The 16,232-nt window shown below is 43.5% G+C and carries 17 protein-coding genes and 1 tRNA gene; 11 read left to right on the forward strand and 7 right to left on the reverse strand.

What is annotated here, in order from left to right; genetic code table 11:
• The first annotated feature begins 127 nt into the window (after positions 1-127).
• The 3 genes from BUE31_RS27765 to BUE31_RS27775 all read left to right on the forward strand — a co-directional run bounded on the left by BUE31_RS27765 (position 128) and on the right by BUE31_RS27775 (position 3,049).
• On the forward strand, positions 128-841 hold the full coding sequence (locus tag BUE31_RS27765; protein WP_073407143.1) for a DUF4184 family protein: 714 nt from the start codon (positions 128-130) through the stop codon (positions 839-841).
• Between the two features lie 384 nt (positions 842-1,225).
• Positions 1,226-2,245, forward strand: a complete 1,020-nt coding sequence (murB, locus tag BUE31_RS27770) for a UDP-N-acetylmuramate dehydrogenase (RefSeq protein ID WP_073407144.1) — start codon at positions 1,226-1,228, stop codon at positions 2,243-2,245.
• Positions 2,246-2,512: 267 nt separating this feature from the next.
• Positions 2,513-3,049, forward strand: a complete 537-nt coding sequence (locus tag BUE31_RS27775; protein WP_073407145.1) for an RNA polymerase sigma factor — start codon at positions 2,513-2,515, stop codon at positions 3,047-3,049.
• Positions 3,050-3,175: 126 nt separating this feature from the next.
• On the opposite strand, the gene BUE31_RS27780 is transcribed toward BUE31_RS27775, so the two are convergent.
• A complete protein-coding gene (locus tag BUE31_RS27780) occupies positions 3,176-3,889 on the reverse strand; it encodes an SDR family oxidoreductase (protein ID WP_073407146.1) in 714 nt (237 codons plus the stop codon).
• 76 nt (positions 3,890-3,965) lie between these two features.
• Positions 3,966-4,892, reverse strand: a complete 927-nt coding sequence (locus BUE31_RS27785) for a helix-turn-helix domain-containing protein (RefSeq protein WP_073407147.1) — start codon at positions 4,890-4,892, stop codon at positions 3,966-3,968.
• Positions 4,893-5,027: 135 nt separating this feature from the next.
• Between BUE31_RS27785 and BUE31_RS27790 the strand changes: the two genes are divergently transcribed.
• Positions 5,028-5,273 carry a cytochrome b5 domain-containing protein gene (locus BUE31_RS27790; protein ID WP_073407148.1) on the forward strand — a complete coding sequence of 82 codons (246 nt, stop codon included), beginning with the start codon at positions 5,028-5,030 and terminating at the stop codon, positions 5,271-5,273.
• 71 nt (positions 5,274-5,344) lie between these two features.
• Here BUE31_RS27790 and BUE31_RS27795 read toward each other — a convergent pair whose 3' ends face one another.
• Complete coding sequence (locus BUE31_RS27795) at positions 5,345-6,262, reverse strand: PfkB family carbohydrate kinase (protein ID WP_073407149.1); 918 nt, start codon at positions 6,260-6,262, stop codon at positions 5,345-5,347.
• A gap of 199 nt (positions 6,263-6,461) precedes the next feature.
• Here BUE31_RS27795 and BUE31_RS27800 point away from each other — a divergent pair.
• Positions 6,462-6,535: transfer RNA gene (locus BUE31_RS27800), tRNA-Asn, on the forward strand.
• A 197-nt stretch (positions 6,536-6,732) separates the two neighbouring features.
• Here BUE31_RS27800 and BUE31_RS31510 read toward each other — a convergent pair.
• Genes BUE31_RS31510 through BUE31_RS27815 form a run of 3 tightly spaced genes read right to left on the reverse strand, consistent with a single transcriptional unit; the run spans position 6,733 to position 7,965 of the window.
• Positions 6,733-7,257 carry an ISAon1 family transposase gene (locus BUE31_RS31510; protein WP_234997920.1) on the reverse strand — a complete coding sequence of 175 codons (525 nt, stop codon included), beginning with the start codon at positions 7,255-7,257 and terminating at the stop codon, positions 6,733-6,735.
• Positions 7,254-7,619 (reverse strand): transposase, encoded by a 366-nt coding sequence (locus BUE31_RS31515; RefSeq protein WP_073407150.1) that lies wholly within the window; start codon positions 7,617-7,619, stop codon positions 7,254-7,256. Before BUE31_RS31515 ends, BUE31_RS31510 begins: the two co-directional genes overlap by 4 nt.
• Positions 7,612-7,965 carry an ISAon1 family transposase N-terminal region protein gene (locus tag BUE31_RS27815; RefSeq protein ID WP_200801996.1) on the reverse strand — a complete coding sequence of 118 codons (354 nt, stop codon included), beginning with the start codon at positions 7,963-7,965 and terminating at the stop codon, positions 7,612-7,614. Before BUE31_RS27815 ends, BUE31_RS31515 begins: the two co-directional genes overlap by 8 nt.
• Before the next feature lie 23 nt (positions 7,966-7,988).
• Here BUE31_RS27815 and BUE31_RS27820 point away from each other — a divergent pair, with 23 nt between their 5' ends.
• From BUE31_RS27820 to BUE31_RS27830, 3 genes are read left to right on the forward strand one after another with little or no spacing between them, the layout of a single operon-like run.
• On the forward strand, positions 7,989-8,234 hold the full coding sequence (locus BUE31_RS27820) for a hypothetical protein (protein ID WP_234997921.1): 246 nt from the start codon (positions 7,989-7,991) through the stop codon (positions 8,232-8,234).
• The gene (locus tag BUE31_RS27825; RefSeq protein ID WP_073407151.1) at positions 8,231-9,118 is read left to right on the forward strand and encodes a relaxase/mobilization nuclease domain-containing protein; all 888 of its coding nucleotides are present in this window, start codon (positions 8,231-8,233) and stop codon (positions 9,116-9,118) included. The genes BUE31_RS27820 and BUE31_RS27825 overlap by 4 nt, the downstream gene beginning before the upstream one ends.
• Positions 9,119-9,166: 48 nt before the next feature.
• Positions 9,167-9,835, forward strand: coding sequence for a hypothetical protein (locus BUE31_RS27830; protein WP_234997922.1), 669 nt, complete (start codon positions 9,167-9,169; stop codon positions 9,833-9,835).
• A gap of 233 nt (positions 9,836-10,068) precedes the next feature.
• On the opposite strand, the gene BUE31_RS27835 is transcribed toward BUE31_RS27830, so the two are convergent.
• Entirely contained in the window at positions 10,069-10,830 is a 762-nt protein-coding gene (locus BUE31_RS27835; RefSeq protein ID WP_073407152.1) for an NUDIX hydrolase, read from the reverse strand.
• Between the two features lie 155 nt (positions 10,831-10,985).
• On the opposite strand from BUE31_RS27835, the gene BUE31_RS27840 reads away from it, so the two are divergent.
• The 3 genes from BUE31_RS27840 to BUE31_RS27850 are packed head-to-tail and all read left to right on the forward strand — an operon-like array spanning position 10,986 to position 16,229.
• Positions 10,986-13,496, forward strand: coding sequence for a glycoside hydrolase family 2 TIM barrel-domain containing protein (locus BUE31_RS27840; RefSeq protein ID WP_073407153.1), 2,511 nt, complete (start codon positions 10,986-10,988; stop codon positions 13,494-13,496).
• 19 nt (positions 13,497-13,515) lie between these two features.
• The gene (locus BUE31_RS27845) at positions 13,516-13,893 is read left to right on the forward strand and encodes a hypothetical protein (RefSeq protein WP_073407154.1); all 378 of its coding nucleotides are present in this window, start codon (positions 13,516-13,518) and stop codon (positions 13,891-13,893) included.
• A gap of 35 nt (positions 13,894-13,928) precedes the next feature.
• Positions 13,929-16,229 carry a beta-glucosidase family protein gene (locus tag BUE31_RS27850; RefSeq protein WP_073407155.1) on the forward strand — a complete coding sequence of 767 codons (2,301 nt, stop codon included), beginning with the start codon at positions 13,929-13,931 and terminating at the stop codon, positions 16,227-16,229.
• Positions 16,230-16,232: the final 3 nt, after the last annotated feature.

The following is a 16,232-nucleotide window of genomic DNA, read 5'->3' on the forward strand; positions in this document are numbered from 1 at the left end:
GTAAACTCTGCGAGCGACATTGACGCCAATGCACCGGCACAAATGCATAGCGGTTTAACTCACCCCGCCCGTTTTTTATCCGCACATCCGCACATCAAAAATCCGCACATCAATTGTATATTCGCACATGCCTTTTACTTTTGCGCATCCTGCTGTTGTATTGCCTTTCGGAAAGCTTACCAAAAGCTGGCTCTCCACCACGGGCCTGGTAATCGGCAGCCTGGTCCCCGACTTTGAATATTTTTTCCGCATGCGCCTGGTAAGCCGGTACAGTCATACCTGGGAGGGCTTTGTGTGGTTCGATCTTCCTTTAGCCTACATCCTGGTAATTTTATACGAACTGTATATAAAGGATAAGCTGATAACGCACCTGCCGGCAGCGCCAAACCGCAGGCTTTTTTGGTTTAAAGGCTTCCGCACCTATTATTCACTGGGATATTTTATCAGTATTTTATTTTCTGTGGCGATAGGCGCCGCCTCGCATATTGTGTGGGATGGTTTTACACACCCTAAAGGTATGTTTGTTCATGATTACCCGGTTTTGGAGCGGATCATCAACGTTTATGGTCACCGCGTTTATGTTTTTCACTTTTTACAATATGCCAGTACTGTGGTAGGGGTATTAATTATTGCAATAGTATATTATGCGCTGCCCAAAGGCGAGCTCACCCGGGTAAAAAACATCGGCCCCTTTTGGTTGCAGGTAACGCTGGTGCTGTTTGTAACCATAGCCATTAAGCTGGCAACCGGCATGCAGCTGCAACCTCACGGTGATGTACTGATCACTGTAATTGACGGTACACTACTGGGAGTAATTGTTGCGAGTTTGCTGGCGGATTGATTGTTTTTAAGGATCAAAAAAAACACGTCATGCTGTCCGCCAACTGGTCGGATCAGCACCCCATAATAAGAGTGTGCGCGGGCAAGGTTTTGAACCATGATTTTCTTGATTAAAGGATTACCTGATCCTGTCCGCCTGCAAATCATCAAGCGCATCATTAAATCCCACAAATCCCGGTTCAGACAATTATGCGCATGCAGTAAACCTGGCTCATGGTTGCCTTTATAATGGGGGGCGATCCGACCAGTTGGCGGACGGCATGACGTGAAGGGTGGTAATGGAAGGTGAATCGCACGGCCCCGGCTTTTTATCCGCACATCCGCACATCCAAAATTCGCACATTATTTCGCACATTTGCACATCCGCTTATTCGCACATCAACATATGCTCCAGATCCAGGAAAACGTATCGCTAAAAAACTTTAATACTTTCGGTGTTGATGCCAAAGCCCAGTACTTTGTGGAGATAAACCACAAAGATGAACTGGTTGAGCTTTTTATGGATCTGCAATGGAAACAGATGGAGCACCTTGTTTTGGGCGGCGGCAGCAATATGCTGCTGTTAAAGGACTATGAAGGTTTGGTGATCCGGATTAATATCAGGGGGATTGAGCACAGGATCAGTCATGATGATGTGTATGTGGAGGCCGGGGCAGGCGAGGTCTGGAACGACCTGGTAAACTTCTGCGTAGCCCGTGAATATGCCGGACTGGAAAACCTGAGCCTGATCCCGGGTTCGGTAGGTGCGTCGCCTATCCAGAACATTGGTGCGTATGGCGTGGAGCTCAAAGATGTTTTTTACAGCTGTTGTGCTTTTGAACTGGCAACGGGTAACTTCAAAACCTTCACCAAAGCCGATTGCCGTTTTGAGTACCGCGAGAGTGTTTTTAAAAGTGAGCTGAAAGGACAGTATATAATAGTATCGGTAAAGCTCCACTTGTCGCTGATCCCCAATTTTAATTTAAAATACGGCGCCATTGAGCAGGAGCTTAAAAACCGTAATGTCATAAACCCCACCTTAAAAGAGGTATCGCAGGTGGTTTCGCATATCCGGGTATCTAAGCTGCCCGATCCGTCAACCATAGGCAATGCGGGGAGTTTCTTCAAAAATCCTATAATCGGCGCTGACCAGTTTAGCGGAATCCAGGCCAAATTTCCTGAAGTGGTGAACTATCCTGCAGGCGATGGCCTTGTTAAATTGGCCGCCGGCTGGCTGATAGAACAGTGCGGATGGAAGGGAAAAGTGGTTGGAAATACCGGAACTTGGAAGAACCAGGCGCTGGTTTTGGTGAACCATGGCGGTGCAACGGGCGAAGAAGTGTACACTTTTTCGTCGCAAATCATAGACAGTGTGTACACTAAATTTGGCGTTATGCTACAACGCGAAGTGAATACTATAGGTTAAATAAATTTATTAAAAATAAAATTTCACCCCTTTTTCATTTGCTGTACATAACATTTCTGTTACATTTTTAAATTGCCTGCGTTGCTTCAATTGTCATTAAATTGTCTTTTAACTTACTGTTTATCAATAGTCTAAACAAGGATAAAGTGTACTTGTTACACACTTTATTTTTGCCATTTAATATTTGCTAAGCAATTAAGTTTTCCTGTTTTAAAGTTTGTAAATGGCACCATGCTTGCCTAAGTGTTGATACAAAACTTTAACAGTATGACAAAGATTGAGTTTAACACCCTAGTACTACGTCAGGCAACCTCGCTGAGGTCTTATGCACTACATTTTACCCATGACGCAGATGATGCTAACGACCTTGTCCAGGATACAATGTTGAAGGCGATAACTTATTATAATAAGTTTAAAGAAGGAACAAATTTAAAAGGGTGGTTATACACAATAATGAAAAACACCTTTATTAACAACTACCGCCGGTTTATTAAAATGAACACTTTTGTTACCAAAAGCGATGAGATCAGCTCACCAAACCTGGTATTCAGTTCAACAAAAAACCAGGGCGAGGCTAAGTTTGTGATGGATGATTTGAAAAAAGCTTTAGACAGATTGCCTGCCGATTATTATGTACCCTTCACCATGTATTTTGAAGGCCATAAATACCATGAAATTGCCGATCATTTAACAATCCCTATCGGCACAGTTAAAACCCGCATCCACGTTGCCCGCAAGCTATTAAAGAAAAGCTTAAAAGCATACGATAATGGCATTGCCAAACCCGTTTACGCCGAATATTAAATAGTAATTTTCATCTACCTATATATAAGCAAAAGCCCGGGTCATTTGATCCGGGTTTTTTGTTAACGGCCTGTCATGGTGAGCCTGTCGAACCACGACGTGCGGAGAGGCCTTTGCCCGCATTGATTATAAAGACATTCCGCCGTCGCAGCCTATTACTTTCCCGGTCATATATTCATTCCCGGCTAAAAATAATATGGCATTTGCTATTTCGTCCGGCTTACCAACCCGCCCCGCCGGGATCTGCGCAGCATACTGCTTAAAAGTTTCGCGTTTCTCCTGTTCGGGTAAAAAGTCCCACCAGGCAGTGTCTACTACGCCCGGCGATACCGCATTGATGCGAATCTGGGGTATTTCCTTCGCCCAAACCGGAACCATAATTTCGAGAGCGCCGTTTAATGCGGCAAGGCCCGAAGTGCCGGGTAATTGTGCCGTTGCAGAAATGGCAGTAACCAGTGTAATGCTGCCGCCTTGGTTGATAAATGGTAAGGCCGACTGTACTGTATTCAAAATTGGCCAGTATTTTTCTTCAAAGCCCTCGCGCAATACCTGTAATGATAATCCGGCAAAATTGCCAATGCCTTTACTGCCGCTTAATGAAATTACCAGGTGATCAACAGGGCCATGGCTTTTAAAAAAGCTATCTAACGCTTCGCGGTTGCTGCTGTCAATAACAGCAGTTTGCAAACCTGTTTGTGCTGCATTTTTCAGTTTATCCGGGTTGCGGCCGGTAATGGTTACCTGTGCCTGCTGGTCTTTAAACTGCCCGGCTGCAGCAAGGCCAATGCCTGATGAGCCGCCGGCAATAATTATTTTTTTGTTTTTAAATGGATTTTCCATAGTCTGTTTTAAATATGACGCAAAATTGGCTACATATTTAAGCAGTGCTATATACCGGTTTATGCTTTATATTGATCTAATTATGCTTTGTACGATAGTACAGGGGAGTTTCCGTTGTTCCGGCTTTAAAAAAACGGTTAAAAGACGCAGGATCGCTAAAATCAAGCTTATAAGCAATTTCGGCAACGGACTGATTGGTATATTTAAGTAACGACATCGCTTCCATCAGCAGCATTTCTTTAATAGTGTCTGAAGCTGTGTGGCCGGTTATCGTTTTTACAACCCTGTTTAAATGATTAGGGCTTATTGCCAGTAATCCGGCATACTCAGCCACCTGGCGTTTGGCAAGATAATGCATCCCTACCAATTTCCGGAAACGTGATACAATGGAAGAATTATCATTCCGGTTGGCATTTATATGAAGCTGTTGTTTTTCATAACTCCTTTTGGCTGCCAGTAAAATCAAATACAGGTACATTTTTACTGCTTTAACCCTGCCGGTATCCTGGTGCTGCAATTCATCATTAATATTAAAGATCAGCTTAATAACACTGCTGAGCTCGTCTTCTGCCAGGCGGAAAAGCGGTGTGCCTGAAATATCGTAAAAAGGAAATTCTGAGGCCATTTTTACGGATGGTACCAGCTCATTCAAAAAATCGGGACTGAAGAGCATATAATAACCGAAGGCATCGGCACTGATGTTGTTCTTCGCGAATACCTGGTTTGGATAGGTTAAAGAGATAGTACGCGGCTGGTGCTGATATACGTCAAGGCCAATTTTCATGTCAAGCGTACCTTCAACCGTAATGCTTATCCTGTAAAATGCAGATTTAAGCGGTCCTACCGAGCCGATCAGTCCTTCGCTTGAATACAACTCAAAGCCCTCAATATGCTTTGCCCTGTCTAAATTATTATAACCGAAGGCAGAAGGCGTATGTTCACGATGCACATGCCTGAACTTGTCAAGATCATAAACAGGTATATCAGCGTTATGGTTTTTCATCAGCTTAAGCTCCCACAAATGTAAATTATCTTAATTTAAAACTCAACAAAGACAACCCAATCTCCAACTAATCTCTAATCACTTGCCTCTGGTCTCTAATCTCCGCCTCTAATCTCTAATCCCTATCTTTACCCCATGGATCAGCTCCTCACATATACAAAATCACAACTTGCCCTACGCAACGGACAGGATAAGCCCGAAGTGTGGATTGCCTATAAAGGGATTATTTATGACGTATCGCGAAGCAGGCTATGGCGCAACGGCAAACACTATGAACACTGGGCCGGCCAGGACCTCACCGCCGAACTCGGCGATGCCCCTCATGATGAATGGGTGTTTCAGAACCTGGATGTGATAGGGAAATTAGAGGTTAGAGATTAGAGACCAGAGATTAGAAAAATTTAATCGCTGCAAAGTTCAACTAACCTCTAATCTCCAGCCTCTAATCACTATTACACTATTTCAAACTTCGATAAATTCACAAACTCCTGTACTCTCGCAGCAATTTCTTCCTGTGTAAGGTTCAGGATCTTTTCGGTCCCGAATTTTTCAACACAGAATGATGCCAGTGCAGAACCGAAGATGATGGCGTTCTTCATATTATTAAAATTAACGGTGCCAACTTTTGCCATATAGCCAATAAAACCGCCTGCAAACGTATCGCCGGCGCCTGTTGGGTCAAACACTTCTGCAAGTGGCAGGGCAGGAGCTGCAAAGATCTTCCCTTCGCCAAACAGTAATGCACCATGTTCGCCTTTTTTAATGATCAGGTATTTAGGGCCCATGGTTAAAATTTTATTGGCCGCCTTTACCAGGGAATATTCGCCCGATAGCTGGCGCGCCTCCGCATCATTAATAGTTAGTACATCAATCATTTTAATGGTAGCCAGCAGATCATCCAGCATAATATCCATCCAAAAGTTCATGGTATCCAATACAATCAGCTTAGGGCGGTTCTTTAACCTGTTGATAACCGTTTGTTGTACCTGTGGTGTTAAGTTGCCCAGCATAAGGTATTCACAATCCTGGTACGATTCAGGGATGATAGGGTCAAAATCAGCCAGTACGTTAAGCTCGGTTATTAAAGTATCGCGGGTGTTCATATCGTTATGATACTTACCGCTCCAGAAGAATGATTTTTCGCCGGTCTTTATTTGCAGGCCTTCGGTATCAATGGTGTGCTTGTTAAGATCCTTAATAAAGGCCTGCGGGAAATCATCGCCAACAACAGCAACAATTTTCACCTTATCATAAAAATAAGAAGCCGCCAAACTTGCAAAAGTGGCAGCGCCACCAACAATTTTATCTGTTTTGCCAAAAGGCGTTTCAATAGCATCAAATGCAACGGTACCAATAACCAGTAAACTCATGAATATTAATTAAAAATTTTGCAAATATTGTGAATTTAAGCCACAATTGCTGCTAATTTAATAAGAGATTAAAATATTTAATAGGCTTAAACTCAGTCACTAAATAAATAAAGTGCATAAATTTTAATTTTTTTTTAAAGAGTTGTTGCGTAATTACACCGGAAATGATACTTTTGCACACTCCAAACCGGAAAATGATTCCTGAGTAGCTCAGCTGGTTAGAGCATCTGACTGTTAATCAGAGGGTCGCTGGTTCGAGCCCAGCCTCAGGAGCCTGAAAATCAATGATTTAACCCAACTCTGGCGAGTTGGGTTTTTTTATTCTCACACATTTCTCACACAATTTCCCAAAAAACGGATCAGTCGGAAAAGTTGGGGGCTAATAAAGTCAGGCATATATTTTAGCAAGTCTGAAGAGGAAGAAAGTAGTATCTCTTACACCTCTTAAAGTGGCTCTAAAAGCTTTGACCTTAGCGTTGAATGATGGTACTCCTGTTATCAAAGAAGTTAAGGATAGATTCATAATGTGTTTTTACAGACCTTGCAACGGTTTTAAAAGCATCAATTCCCGCTTCTTCTACATCGTTATACCATATCGCCAGTCTTTTAAATGCCTGTTGCTTGTTTTTGCAGATGGTGAAGATCTGTCCCAGCCTCAGTGACAGGTTGTATGCTTTTAACAGCACAGGGTATCTTGGAAAAAGAAGATCAGCTCTTTCTTTCTGTGATACAGTCCATTTGGATTGATGCTTAAATAGCAGGTATCTGCTCCTTGCCAGTAATTGTTTTAAAGTATCTCCGTTGGTAAACACCTCAGGCTGATGACTTTGTTTGTTCTTTTTAGCTTCCTCTATTGCTTTGTTTTCCTGTTCCAGTGCTTCCCAGCGATATTTGATCCTCGCTTCCTGAACTGCATCATAAGCCAGCTTTTGTACATGGAACCGATCTACAACCCGCACAGCATTAGCAAAGCATCTGCGGATAGCTTTGATCATGTTAGCCGCCATGTCCACGTTACTTCCTTTACCTTATTCCTTTTACGGAGCGGTATTCGCTCCAGTACTGCCATGATCTGGTCGGCCTGTGTGCCTTTTATCATGGCCACTATAGCCTTTTTACCGCCCTTGGCTTCTTTGTTGGTAACAATCGTATACAGTTCCCCATTACTTAAGGCAGTTTCATCTATACTCAGGTAAGGGCCTATATTCTCAGCAAACAACATCCATTGATCGGCATGATCCTTCTGATCCCAGCTATGGAAATCACTCAGGTGATCTTTATATTGCTGGCCAAGTTGTTTCCCGTCTACCTGGTATAAACGGCCTAATAAATGACTACTTATGGGGTGATTATCCAAATATACCTTTTAAAAAAGTGCCGAATTCTGTTGTCATTCGCGCACCTTTCCTTACTAATTGCCAGTCTCTTGTGATGATTTCCCCACTTTCCAGTACTTCCCATCTCCGTCTTTTAATACAAAGGGCTACCTTATGCCCGCGGATTGGAAAGTCCTGTATACCGGTCTCCGGCAGGAAGCCTTTTGACTCCAGGCGATGGTTCTCATAGCCCGATGGTACTATATTCTTTTCTTCAAGATAAATATTCAGACCAGTCTCTGTCTGGGTAACATTGGTCAATTCAAAGTATTCTAAAATACCTTCAGGTAAGATTAGGCGGACAAGCGTTTCGTAAGGAGAGGACAAGGGTGTTCGTATTTGTTTTGCTAATGCAAAATAAATACTTTTCTTATTCCCCCACAAGAATTTTACTCGATCCGGTCAGGGTCAAGACCCTGCCAAAATCTGTTTTGGAAATGCGAGGTACGCTCAATCACATCGCCGCCAATCTCAACCAGATCGCAAAGCGGCGCAACCGGGGCGATGACCTGAATGCGATGGAAAGGGCTTTGCTCGAACAGGATATGCGCAGCCTGCGGGGCTTGGTGAAGGATATTAATGCCTATATATCATGATTGGGAAAGTAGGCACAGGTAAAAGTTTCCGGGGCGTGCTGCACTACCTTTTTGAGGGCAGGCGGCAGGAAAGCAAAGAGCTGCAAATGCAGGAGCTTGAAAAGAAACAGGTGGAGGTGATTGCTTATAACCAATGCTTCGGCACTCGCTTAGAACTGGTGCGGGAAATGATCGAAGTAGCCAAGCTAAACCCTAATCAATCAAAGCCGGTGTTTCACTTTTCGTTAAGCTTCGCCCACAGCGATGCCGGGAAGTTAGGCCTGCAAGATAAGATCGATATGGTAGAAAAGCTGGCCGAAAAATTTGATTTTAAAGACCACCAGTATGTAGTAGTAGCGCACAAAGATACCGTACATGAACATTTGCACATTGTCGCCAACCGCATCGGATTTGACGGCAAAACAGCCAGTGACAGCAATAGCTACAAGCATGTGGCCGAGTTCGCCCGGAAGATGGAACTGGAATACAAATTAGAGCAGGTACTAAGCCCGAATAAATTTTTGAAGCCGGAGCAAAGGGTTGCACAAAGCCAGCGTATTGATATCCTCAAGGAAGCTTTGAAAAAGCACCTCGGGACAGCGATCAAACAAAGTAAGGATGTGCAGCAGGTCAAAAAGTATATGGAGCAGTGCGGCTATGAAGTAGAGTTAGGCCGGGGTATCGCTTTTACCGATGCACAGCGCGTCCGCTTTAAAGGTAGCCAGTTCGGCTATGCCTTAATGGATATTGAGAAGAAGCTAAAGCAGGAACAGCTTTTAAAGCAGCAGGAACAAAACAAGCAGGCGCAATTATTAAGGCAACAACAGGAGGAATTGAAGAAACAGCAACAGCGGGAAAAGAAACAGCAACAGGTACATCAGCACACGCCGGGCATCGGCCGTTAACCTGCGCTTATTTTACAATGAACAGATTTATTAAAATTTAATGATGACATGATGAAACCAAATGAAGAAACCCCAATTGATGAGATCACCTTAACATCAGTGTTGAACGAGCACGCAACTGATTTAAAGGAGATCGAAAATTTTATAAAAGAGCAACAACAGCAGATCGATCAAAAGAATGCGCTTATTGCAGAAATGGATAAATATACGCAAAAGTTGGTCAGCAGCTTTGAACAGAAATATCAAAAGATCGAGGTCACCGTACCCCCACCAAGTACTTTAGCCATTTCCAAAATTGCCAGTGACGGTTTGACCGCCACGAGAACAGCCGTCTTACAGGTATTGCATGAGCTGTTTTCCAAAAACAGAATTTTGGTATTACCGGAGGATGCCGGGAAAGGCTTTTTAAAGACGATGGCTAAGCGTAGTATGTTAGCTATCATCATTGGCTTGGTTAGTTGGTTCGGCTTTCATAATTTGTATAAGGACAGCCAGAACAGCTGCTACCGTAAAGCCTGGTACTGGAACTATTTGATTGCAGACAGCGCTAAAAGGCAGAAATTACAAAGCCAACTGGACAGTCTGAATATATCAACGATCAATCAATACCGAACTGACAGTATAGAACGTTACCTCGAAATACAGACAACGGAATTGAAGATTAAGCAATTGGAAAGAGAGGCAGACAGTTTGAGGAGAATGAAAGGCAAGCCCTGAAATAATGGTACCGAGGGCCGTGGGTTCGAGCCCCATCATTTACCCAAATGTAGCTGGCTACTTTGTAGCCAGCTACATTTCCTAATTATTTATTCCGTCCGTAAATTTTTTACCGGATTCATAAGGCTACAGCTTTTTCATTTCAGTTTCCATTAACCTTACTGCAGGATTTTGAACGGAGTCCTCCGTCGGTTAAACTCGCAAGACATTGTACTTCTGTATCGAGGAACTTTTTAAAAAACCAGCTCAACCCCACTTTTCAACCCCTCATCATACTTTTCTTTATTGAACTTGTAGAGATATGGTGGCCGGTGGCCGCTAATTTTCCTTTTTTCATTGAGTTTCACGATGATCCCTGCCGCCAGCAGCTTTTTTGTAAAATTCCGGTCGTCAAGTGATTTAGCCAGGATCGTTTCATACAAACTATGTATTTCAGGTAGGGTAAATTTTTCTTCCAGTAGCTCATAACCTATCGGATAGTGTGCAATATGCAGGCGGAGCGCTTTCAAGGCTTCTTTAATAATCAATTCATGATCGAACATCATAGGCGGCAAGTCGTTCACGGGCCACCACTGGCAGGCGGCTTCGAACTCAGCTTTCTCAACTCTCACCTTGGAGAACTCTGTAAGCGTATAAAACGCTACTGAAACGAAATAATCAAATATCCAGGAATCTTCAGGTATTTCATAGCCCGTCACCTCAGCGATATGTTTTGCGGTAAAACCACTATCAAGTACACGCTTTGGATTACCGAATGATCGAAACTGCTGCAAGAACAAACCGGTCAAGCCAGTTCGCGTGAAAGCCACCCTGGCTGCCGCTTCTTCGATTGATTCAGTTCTTTTTATGTAACCACCAGTTACAGTCCATTTATCCACGGTAAAAGGCTGTTGCAGCAAAACCTTAAGTTCCTTCTCATGATAGCCGAATATGACGTTGTCCACAGCAACATTTAAAAGGAATTTTCCTGAGTCGTTCAAGATATCATCAGCCATGTCACTCTCCTTAGTTTTAAATAATCCTAGTTGATACTGAAAAATAAAATCCGAGCAAATATACAATTTTAATCTTTTCGTAAAAAATACGGATTGAAATTTGGAATTGATTTTTCTTTTTCTATATCTTTACGTAAAATATACGCAAAGGTAATATGAGAACTCTCCTCCAAATAGTATTATTAATCTGTTTACTTACGCTGACGTCCTCCTCATTTTGTCAGGTTCAAGATTCGAGGGCAATATCATTCGATAAAAACTGGCGCTTCCGCAAAGACACATTAACGGGTGCGGAACAACCTCAATATTCAGATAAGGGTTGGAGACTTTTAAATCTGCCACATGACTGGAGCATTGAAGATCTCCCAAATCAAAAGGAAGGGGAAGTTCAGGGGCCTTTTACCAAAGCATCTGTGGGCAAAGCCGCAACAGGATTTACTGAAGGAGGAATTGGATGGTATCGTAAATCCTTTATACTCGATAGGACTTACCATAGCAAAAACACTTACATCATTTTTGACGGGGTTTATATGGACGCCGATGTCTGGATCAACGGACATCATTTAGGAAATCATCCCTATGGCTATACGTCCTTTTCTTTTGATCTGACCAAATATTTGGAACCAGTCGGCAAACGTAACTTAATAGCCGTCCGTGCTAAGAATTTAGGCAAGAATAGTCGCTGGTATTCCGGCTCCGGTATTTACAGGCACGTATGGTTATTGCCGGTAAACCCGGTGCATACCAAACTTTGGGGAAATTACATCACCCTACCTGAAGCCTCAAAAGACAAGGCAACAATAGATATCCAAACATCGGTCGTGAATAAATCTTCAAAGGTTAAGCGTATTGGCGTTAAAGTCGAACTGATGAATCCGGTGGGCCAAGTTGTCGCTTCAAAAAATGAAGCGTTATCAATCCCGGCAGATTCCAGCGCAGATCTTACGCAAAAGTTATCTGTAACTAATCCCCGTTTATGGGATTTAGTTCACCCAATACTATATAAGGCCAGGGTTACACTGATCGATGGCGGCCAAACCATCGATCAGACAATCACTCCATTTGGCATTCGTAATCTGCAATTTGACGGACAAAAGGGGCTCTTATTGAACGGAGTTGCCATCAAATTGAAAGGCGGGTGTATTCATCATGATCTTGGCCCTTTGGGGGCAGCGAGTTTTGACCGTGCTGAAGAAAGAAAAATAGAACTGATAAAAAACGCAGGGTACAACGCAATTCGTCTGAGTCATAACCCGGCTTCACCAGCATTGCTAAATGCCTGTGACCGCCTGGGCATGCTGGTACTCGACGAGGCATTTGATATGTGGGAACTGCCTAAAAACCCTCAGGACTATCATCTCTATTTTAAAGATTGGTGGCAAAGAGATTTAACCTCCATGGTTTTGCAGGACAGGAACCATCCATCTGTGATCATGTGGAGCATAGGCAATGAGATTTACGAAGCGCCTGATACATCGGGCTACCGGATTTCAAAAAGACTTTCGGACAAAGTAAGGCTACTCGACCCAGCCCGACCCGTAACAGATGCTATTGTTTTCCTGCCGCCATATACCAAAAAGCCGTGGAAGGATTACGAACCTCACGTGGCGAACCTTGATATCGATGGCTACAATTATTTCCTCGATAAATCCAATTATTTTCAAAGGGATAGCGCAACCCTCCATCGATTTGAGACCGAACGCGCCAAAAACCCCAATAAATTGTATATGTCAACGGAATACCTTCCGGGCGCTGCACTGGAAAACTGGGAGGCAACTGAAAAATATCCCTGGTTATTAGGTGGCTTTTGCTGGACGGCCATGGATTACATCGGCGAGGCCGGAATAGGTAAATCGATACTGGTTCCTGAATCTCAAAAGCTACCAACGGGACTGATGGGCATGGGCTTGTTCTACCGCAACAACTGGCCGGTATTTAATGCCTATTGCGGCGATCTTAACCTGATTGGCGACCGCAAAGCGGAATCCTATTATAAAAATGTGGTATGGCGCAACAGCGCGATAGAACTCCTGGTACATCGCCCGATCCCTGAGGGACAGAAGGAAGTGATAGCTACCTGGGGTATGCCGGACGAAATCAAATCATGGACATGGCCCGGCCAGGAGGGCAAGAAAATGCAGGTTGACGTATATACGCGTAGCAAAACCGTAAAACTTGAACTAAACGGGAAAGTGATCGCCGAGCAGACTGTTCCTGAAGGATCGATCACCGCGACATTCGAGGTCGAGTATCAGCCCGGAACATTGGTAGCTAAAAGTTATGACAATGGAAAGGAAACCGGTTCAAGCGTATTATCGACCGCTGGCAGACCAACTGCAATCCGGCTTACTGCTGATCGTAAAATAATAAAGTCAAATCAGAACGACCTTTCATTTATAAGTGTCCAGATTGTTGATAGCAAAGGCAATGTTGTTCCTTCAGTTGACGACACAGAAATCAATTTTAAACTTTCAGGCAATGCGACGATTGCTGCCGTTGGGAACGGCAACCCATCAGATATGTCCAGTTTTCAGCAGCCGCATAAAAAGGTTTATCAGGGCAGAGCACAGGTGATCCTAAAGTCATCATCCAAACGAGGCCTTGCGACTTTAACAGCCTCGGCTCCCGGATTAAAAGAAAATACTATTCAAATAAAAATCAATTAAACATAAAAAATAAAAGATCATGAAAAAGTTAAGCTTCGTTTTTACAGTAATTATCGGACTATTTATCTCCGTAAATGTTAACGCTCAAACCAAACCGGATTATTATCCAGGCAAGTGGAATGTCCTTGTGATGGGCACCCCTAACGGCGATTCTAAAATGACTTTCATTCTCGAAAGGAAGGATGGTAAGTTAACCGGCGCTGTACAGGATTCAACAGGTAAGGAAATAACTAAAATTACTTCTATAGAAGAAAAAGATAAAACCATAACAGCGGCGTTCACCATCCAGAGCTATGACGTTACACTTTCGCTTGACCCGGTAGATGACGACCATGTAAAAGGCAGCCTGATGGGCATGTTCGATGCTAAAGGCGTACGTGTAAAGGAAAATAAATAACCTAAATAATTTAACCATATTCCTAAGTAGTTACCATGGAGACTGTACAGTTTCGTCAAGTTATTGCCGTTGCCTTCTTATTGGTTGGCCATACCGCATTTCCACAGGAAAAGTTACCTCAACTGGGTCATGCCCCGGTTAGCGAGATCATTAAGTTAATGACACTTAAGGAAAAAGCGTCTATAGTCGCCGGAACCGGCATGCGCTTCCAGGGCCATGGCGCTGTCATTGGAGAAGCAGACGGACGTGTACCGGGTGCTGCCGGAAATACCATGAGCATTACCCGTTTTGGCATTCCGGGTACGGTTCTTTCTGACGGGCCTGCCGGAGTACGTATCGATCCTTTTCGCAAAGGTGATAGTACGAAATCTTATTATGCGACGGCCTGGCCGGTTGGCACCTTACTGGCTTCTTCATGGGACACGGCTTTGGTTAAAAAGGTTGGCGTAGGATTTGGTAATGAAATTAAAGAGTATGGCATAGATGTGATCCTGGCACCAGGTATGAACATTCAGCGCAACCTATTGAATGGCCGCAACTTCGAATATTTTTCGGAGGACCCCTATGTTTCCGGATATATGGCAGCGGCTATGGTAAATGGCATCCAATCAAACGGGGTAGGAACCTCTATAAAGCATTTCGCAGCTAACAACCAGGAGAGCAACCGTAATGCGGTAAATGCAATCATCAGTGAGCGGGCCCTTAGGGAGTTATACTTGCGTAGCTTTGAGATCGCTGTCAAGCGGTCGCAGCCTACGACGGTGATGAGTTCCTATAATAAGATCAATGGAACGTATACTTCTGAAAGCAATGACTTGCTGACAAAGATACTACGGGAAGAATGGGGATTTAAAGGCATGGTAATGACGGACTGGTTCGGCGGTAAAGATCCTGTTGCTCAAATGAAAGCCGGAAATGACCTGCTTGAACCAGGTACACCCTGGCAGCAACAAGCTATTATTGACGCCGTAAAAAATGGAACGTTAGATGTCAAAGTGCTCGATCAAAATGTGGAGCGGGTATTATTGTACATCCTAAAAACTCCTTCGTTCAGAAAATATCAATATTCTAACACCCCCGATCTTAAGTCACATGCAACCTTATCCAGGAATGCGGCAGCAGACGGCATGGTGCTATTAAAAAATGACAATTCCGCTCTTCCGCTAACCAAAAACCAGAAAGTGGCATTGTTTGGTATCGGATGTTACAAACCGGTGATTGGTGGAACAGGAAGCGGAGCCGTTGTGGTAGCTTACACTGTTGCTCTTGAAAAGGGCCTTTCCCAAATCGGCTATGTGCCCGATACAGCTCTGAAAACAATTTACGTTAGCCAGATCAAAGCTGACCTGAAAACGCACCCCGAAAAAAACATGGTATTAGGTAGCCCGCATTTGGTGCCGGAGCCTGAATTAAGAGCGACAGATATCAACTCAGCAGCAGACCATGATGATATCGGTATTTTTACCATAAGGCGAAACGCAGGTGAAGGCGCTGATCGAAAAGTCGAAGATTTTTATCTTTCAGAAGCCGAGAAAACACAACTAAAAGCTGTGGGTGATGCTTTCCACGCCAAAGGGAAAAAGATAATAGTTGTATTGAATATTGGTGGCGCCATAGAAATGGAAAGCTGGAGCAAAAATGTTGATGCCATTTTATTAGCCTGGCAACCCGGACTGGAAGCAGGAAACGCTATTGCCGATGTTTTGAGCGGAGGGGTTGATCCATCAGGTAAGCTGGCAACAACTTTCCCGGTTAAATATGAAGATGAGCCATCTGCAAAAAGTTTTCCGGGTACACCCGCTAACCGTCCGGCTGAAAGTATATACGATGAAGGAATATATGTTGGTTACCGGTATTTTAATACATTCAGCGTAAAGACCTCATATCCGTTTGGCTATGGCCTAAGCTATACGAAATTTACTTACAGCAATCTAAAGTTAAGCGCGGTGGCATTCAGCAAAAAAATGACTGTAACAGTTACTGTTACCAATACAGGGAAAGTTGTGGGTAAAGAGGTTGTGCAACTTTATTTAAGCGCCCCGCATAAAACATTGGACAAACCTTCAGAGGAATTGAAGGGATTTGGCAAAACAAGGTTACTTCAGCCTGGTGCCTCACAAACACTCACTTTTACAATTGATCCTAAAAATCTTGCTTCTTTTAATACAGAAAAGTCAAGCTGGATAGCTGATGCCGGAAAGTACACCGTAAAGATCGGAGCTTCGAGCGAGGATATCAGAATGACTAAGTCATTTGCATTAGCTAAAACCTTGATCGTTGAAAAGGATCATAAAGCAATTGTTCCACAGGTCACCATCAAAGAATTAAAAAATTAAAAA

Origin of the sequence: Mucilaginibacter sp. OK098 (assembly GCF_900142915.1) — a bacterium.
Classification (GTDB): domain Bacteria; phylum Bacteroidota; class Bacteroidia; order Sphingobacteriales; family Sphingobacteriaceae; genus Mucilaginibacter.

Excerpts from the sequence above, each read along its gene's own strand:
- BUE31_RS27765 (WP_073407143.1), top strand. The coding sequence starts at position 128 with ATGCCTTTTACTTTTGCGCATCCTGCTGTTGTATTGCCTTTCGGAAAG.
- murB (WP_073407144.1), top strand. The coding sequence starts at position 1,226 with ATGCTCCAGATCCAGGAAAACGTATCGCTAAAAAACTTTAATACTTTC.
- BUE31_RS27775 (WP_073407145.1), top strand. The coding sequence starts at position 2,513 with ATGACAAAGATTGAGTTTAACACCCTAGTACTACGTCAGGCAACCTCG.
- BUE31_RS27780 (WP_073407146.1), bottom strand. The coding sequence starts at position 3,889 with ATGGAAAATCCATTTAAAAACAAAAAAATAATTATTGCCGGCGGCTCA.
- BUE31_RS27785 (WP_073407147.1), bottom strand. The coding sequence starts at position 4,892 with ATGAAAAACCATAACGCTGATATACCTGTTTATGATCTTGACAAGTTC.
- BUE31_RS27790 (WP_073407148.1), top strand. The coding sequence starts at position 5,028 with ATGGATCAGCTCCTCACATATACAAAATCACAACTTGCCCTACGCAAC.
- BUE31_RS27795 (WP_073407149.1), bottom strand. The coding sequence starts at position 6,262 with ATGAGTTTACTGGTTATTGGTACCGTTGCATTTGATGCTATTGAAACG.
- BUE31_RS31510 (WP_234997920.1), bottom strand. The coding sequence starts at position 7,257 with ATGATCAAAGCTATCCGCAGATGCTTTGCTAATGCTGTGCGGGTTGTA.
- BUE31_RS27820 (WP_234997921.1), top strand. The coding sequence starts at position 7,989 with ATGCAAAATAAATACTTTTCTTATTCCCCCACAAGAATTTTACTCGAT.
- BUE31_RS27825 (WP_073407151.1), top strand. The coding sequence starts at position 8,231 with ATGATTGGGAAAGTAGGCACAGGTAAAAGTTTCCGGGGCGTGCTGCAC.
- BUE31_RS27830 (WP_234997922.1), top strand. The coding sequence starts at position 9,167 with ATGATGAAACCAAATGAAGAAACCCCAATTGATGAGATCACCTTAACA.
- BUE31_RS27835 (WP_073407152.1), bottom strand. The coding sequence starts at position 10,830 with ATGGCTGATGATATCTTGAACGACTCAGGAAAATTCCTTTTAAATGTT.
- BUE31_RS27840 (WP_073407153.1), top strand. The coding sequence starts at position 10,986 with ATGAGAACTCTCCTCCAAATAGTATTATTAATCTGTTTACTTACGCTG.
- BUE31_RS27845 (WP_073407154.1), top strand. The coding sequence starts at position 13,516 with ATGAAAAAGTTAAGCTTCGTTTTTACAGTAATTATCGGACTATTTATC.
- BUE31_RS27850 (WP_073407155.1), top strand. The coding sequence starts at position 13,929 with ATGGAGACTGTACAGTTTCGTCAAGTTATTGCCGTTGCCTTCTTATTG.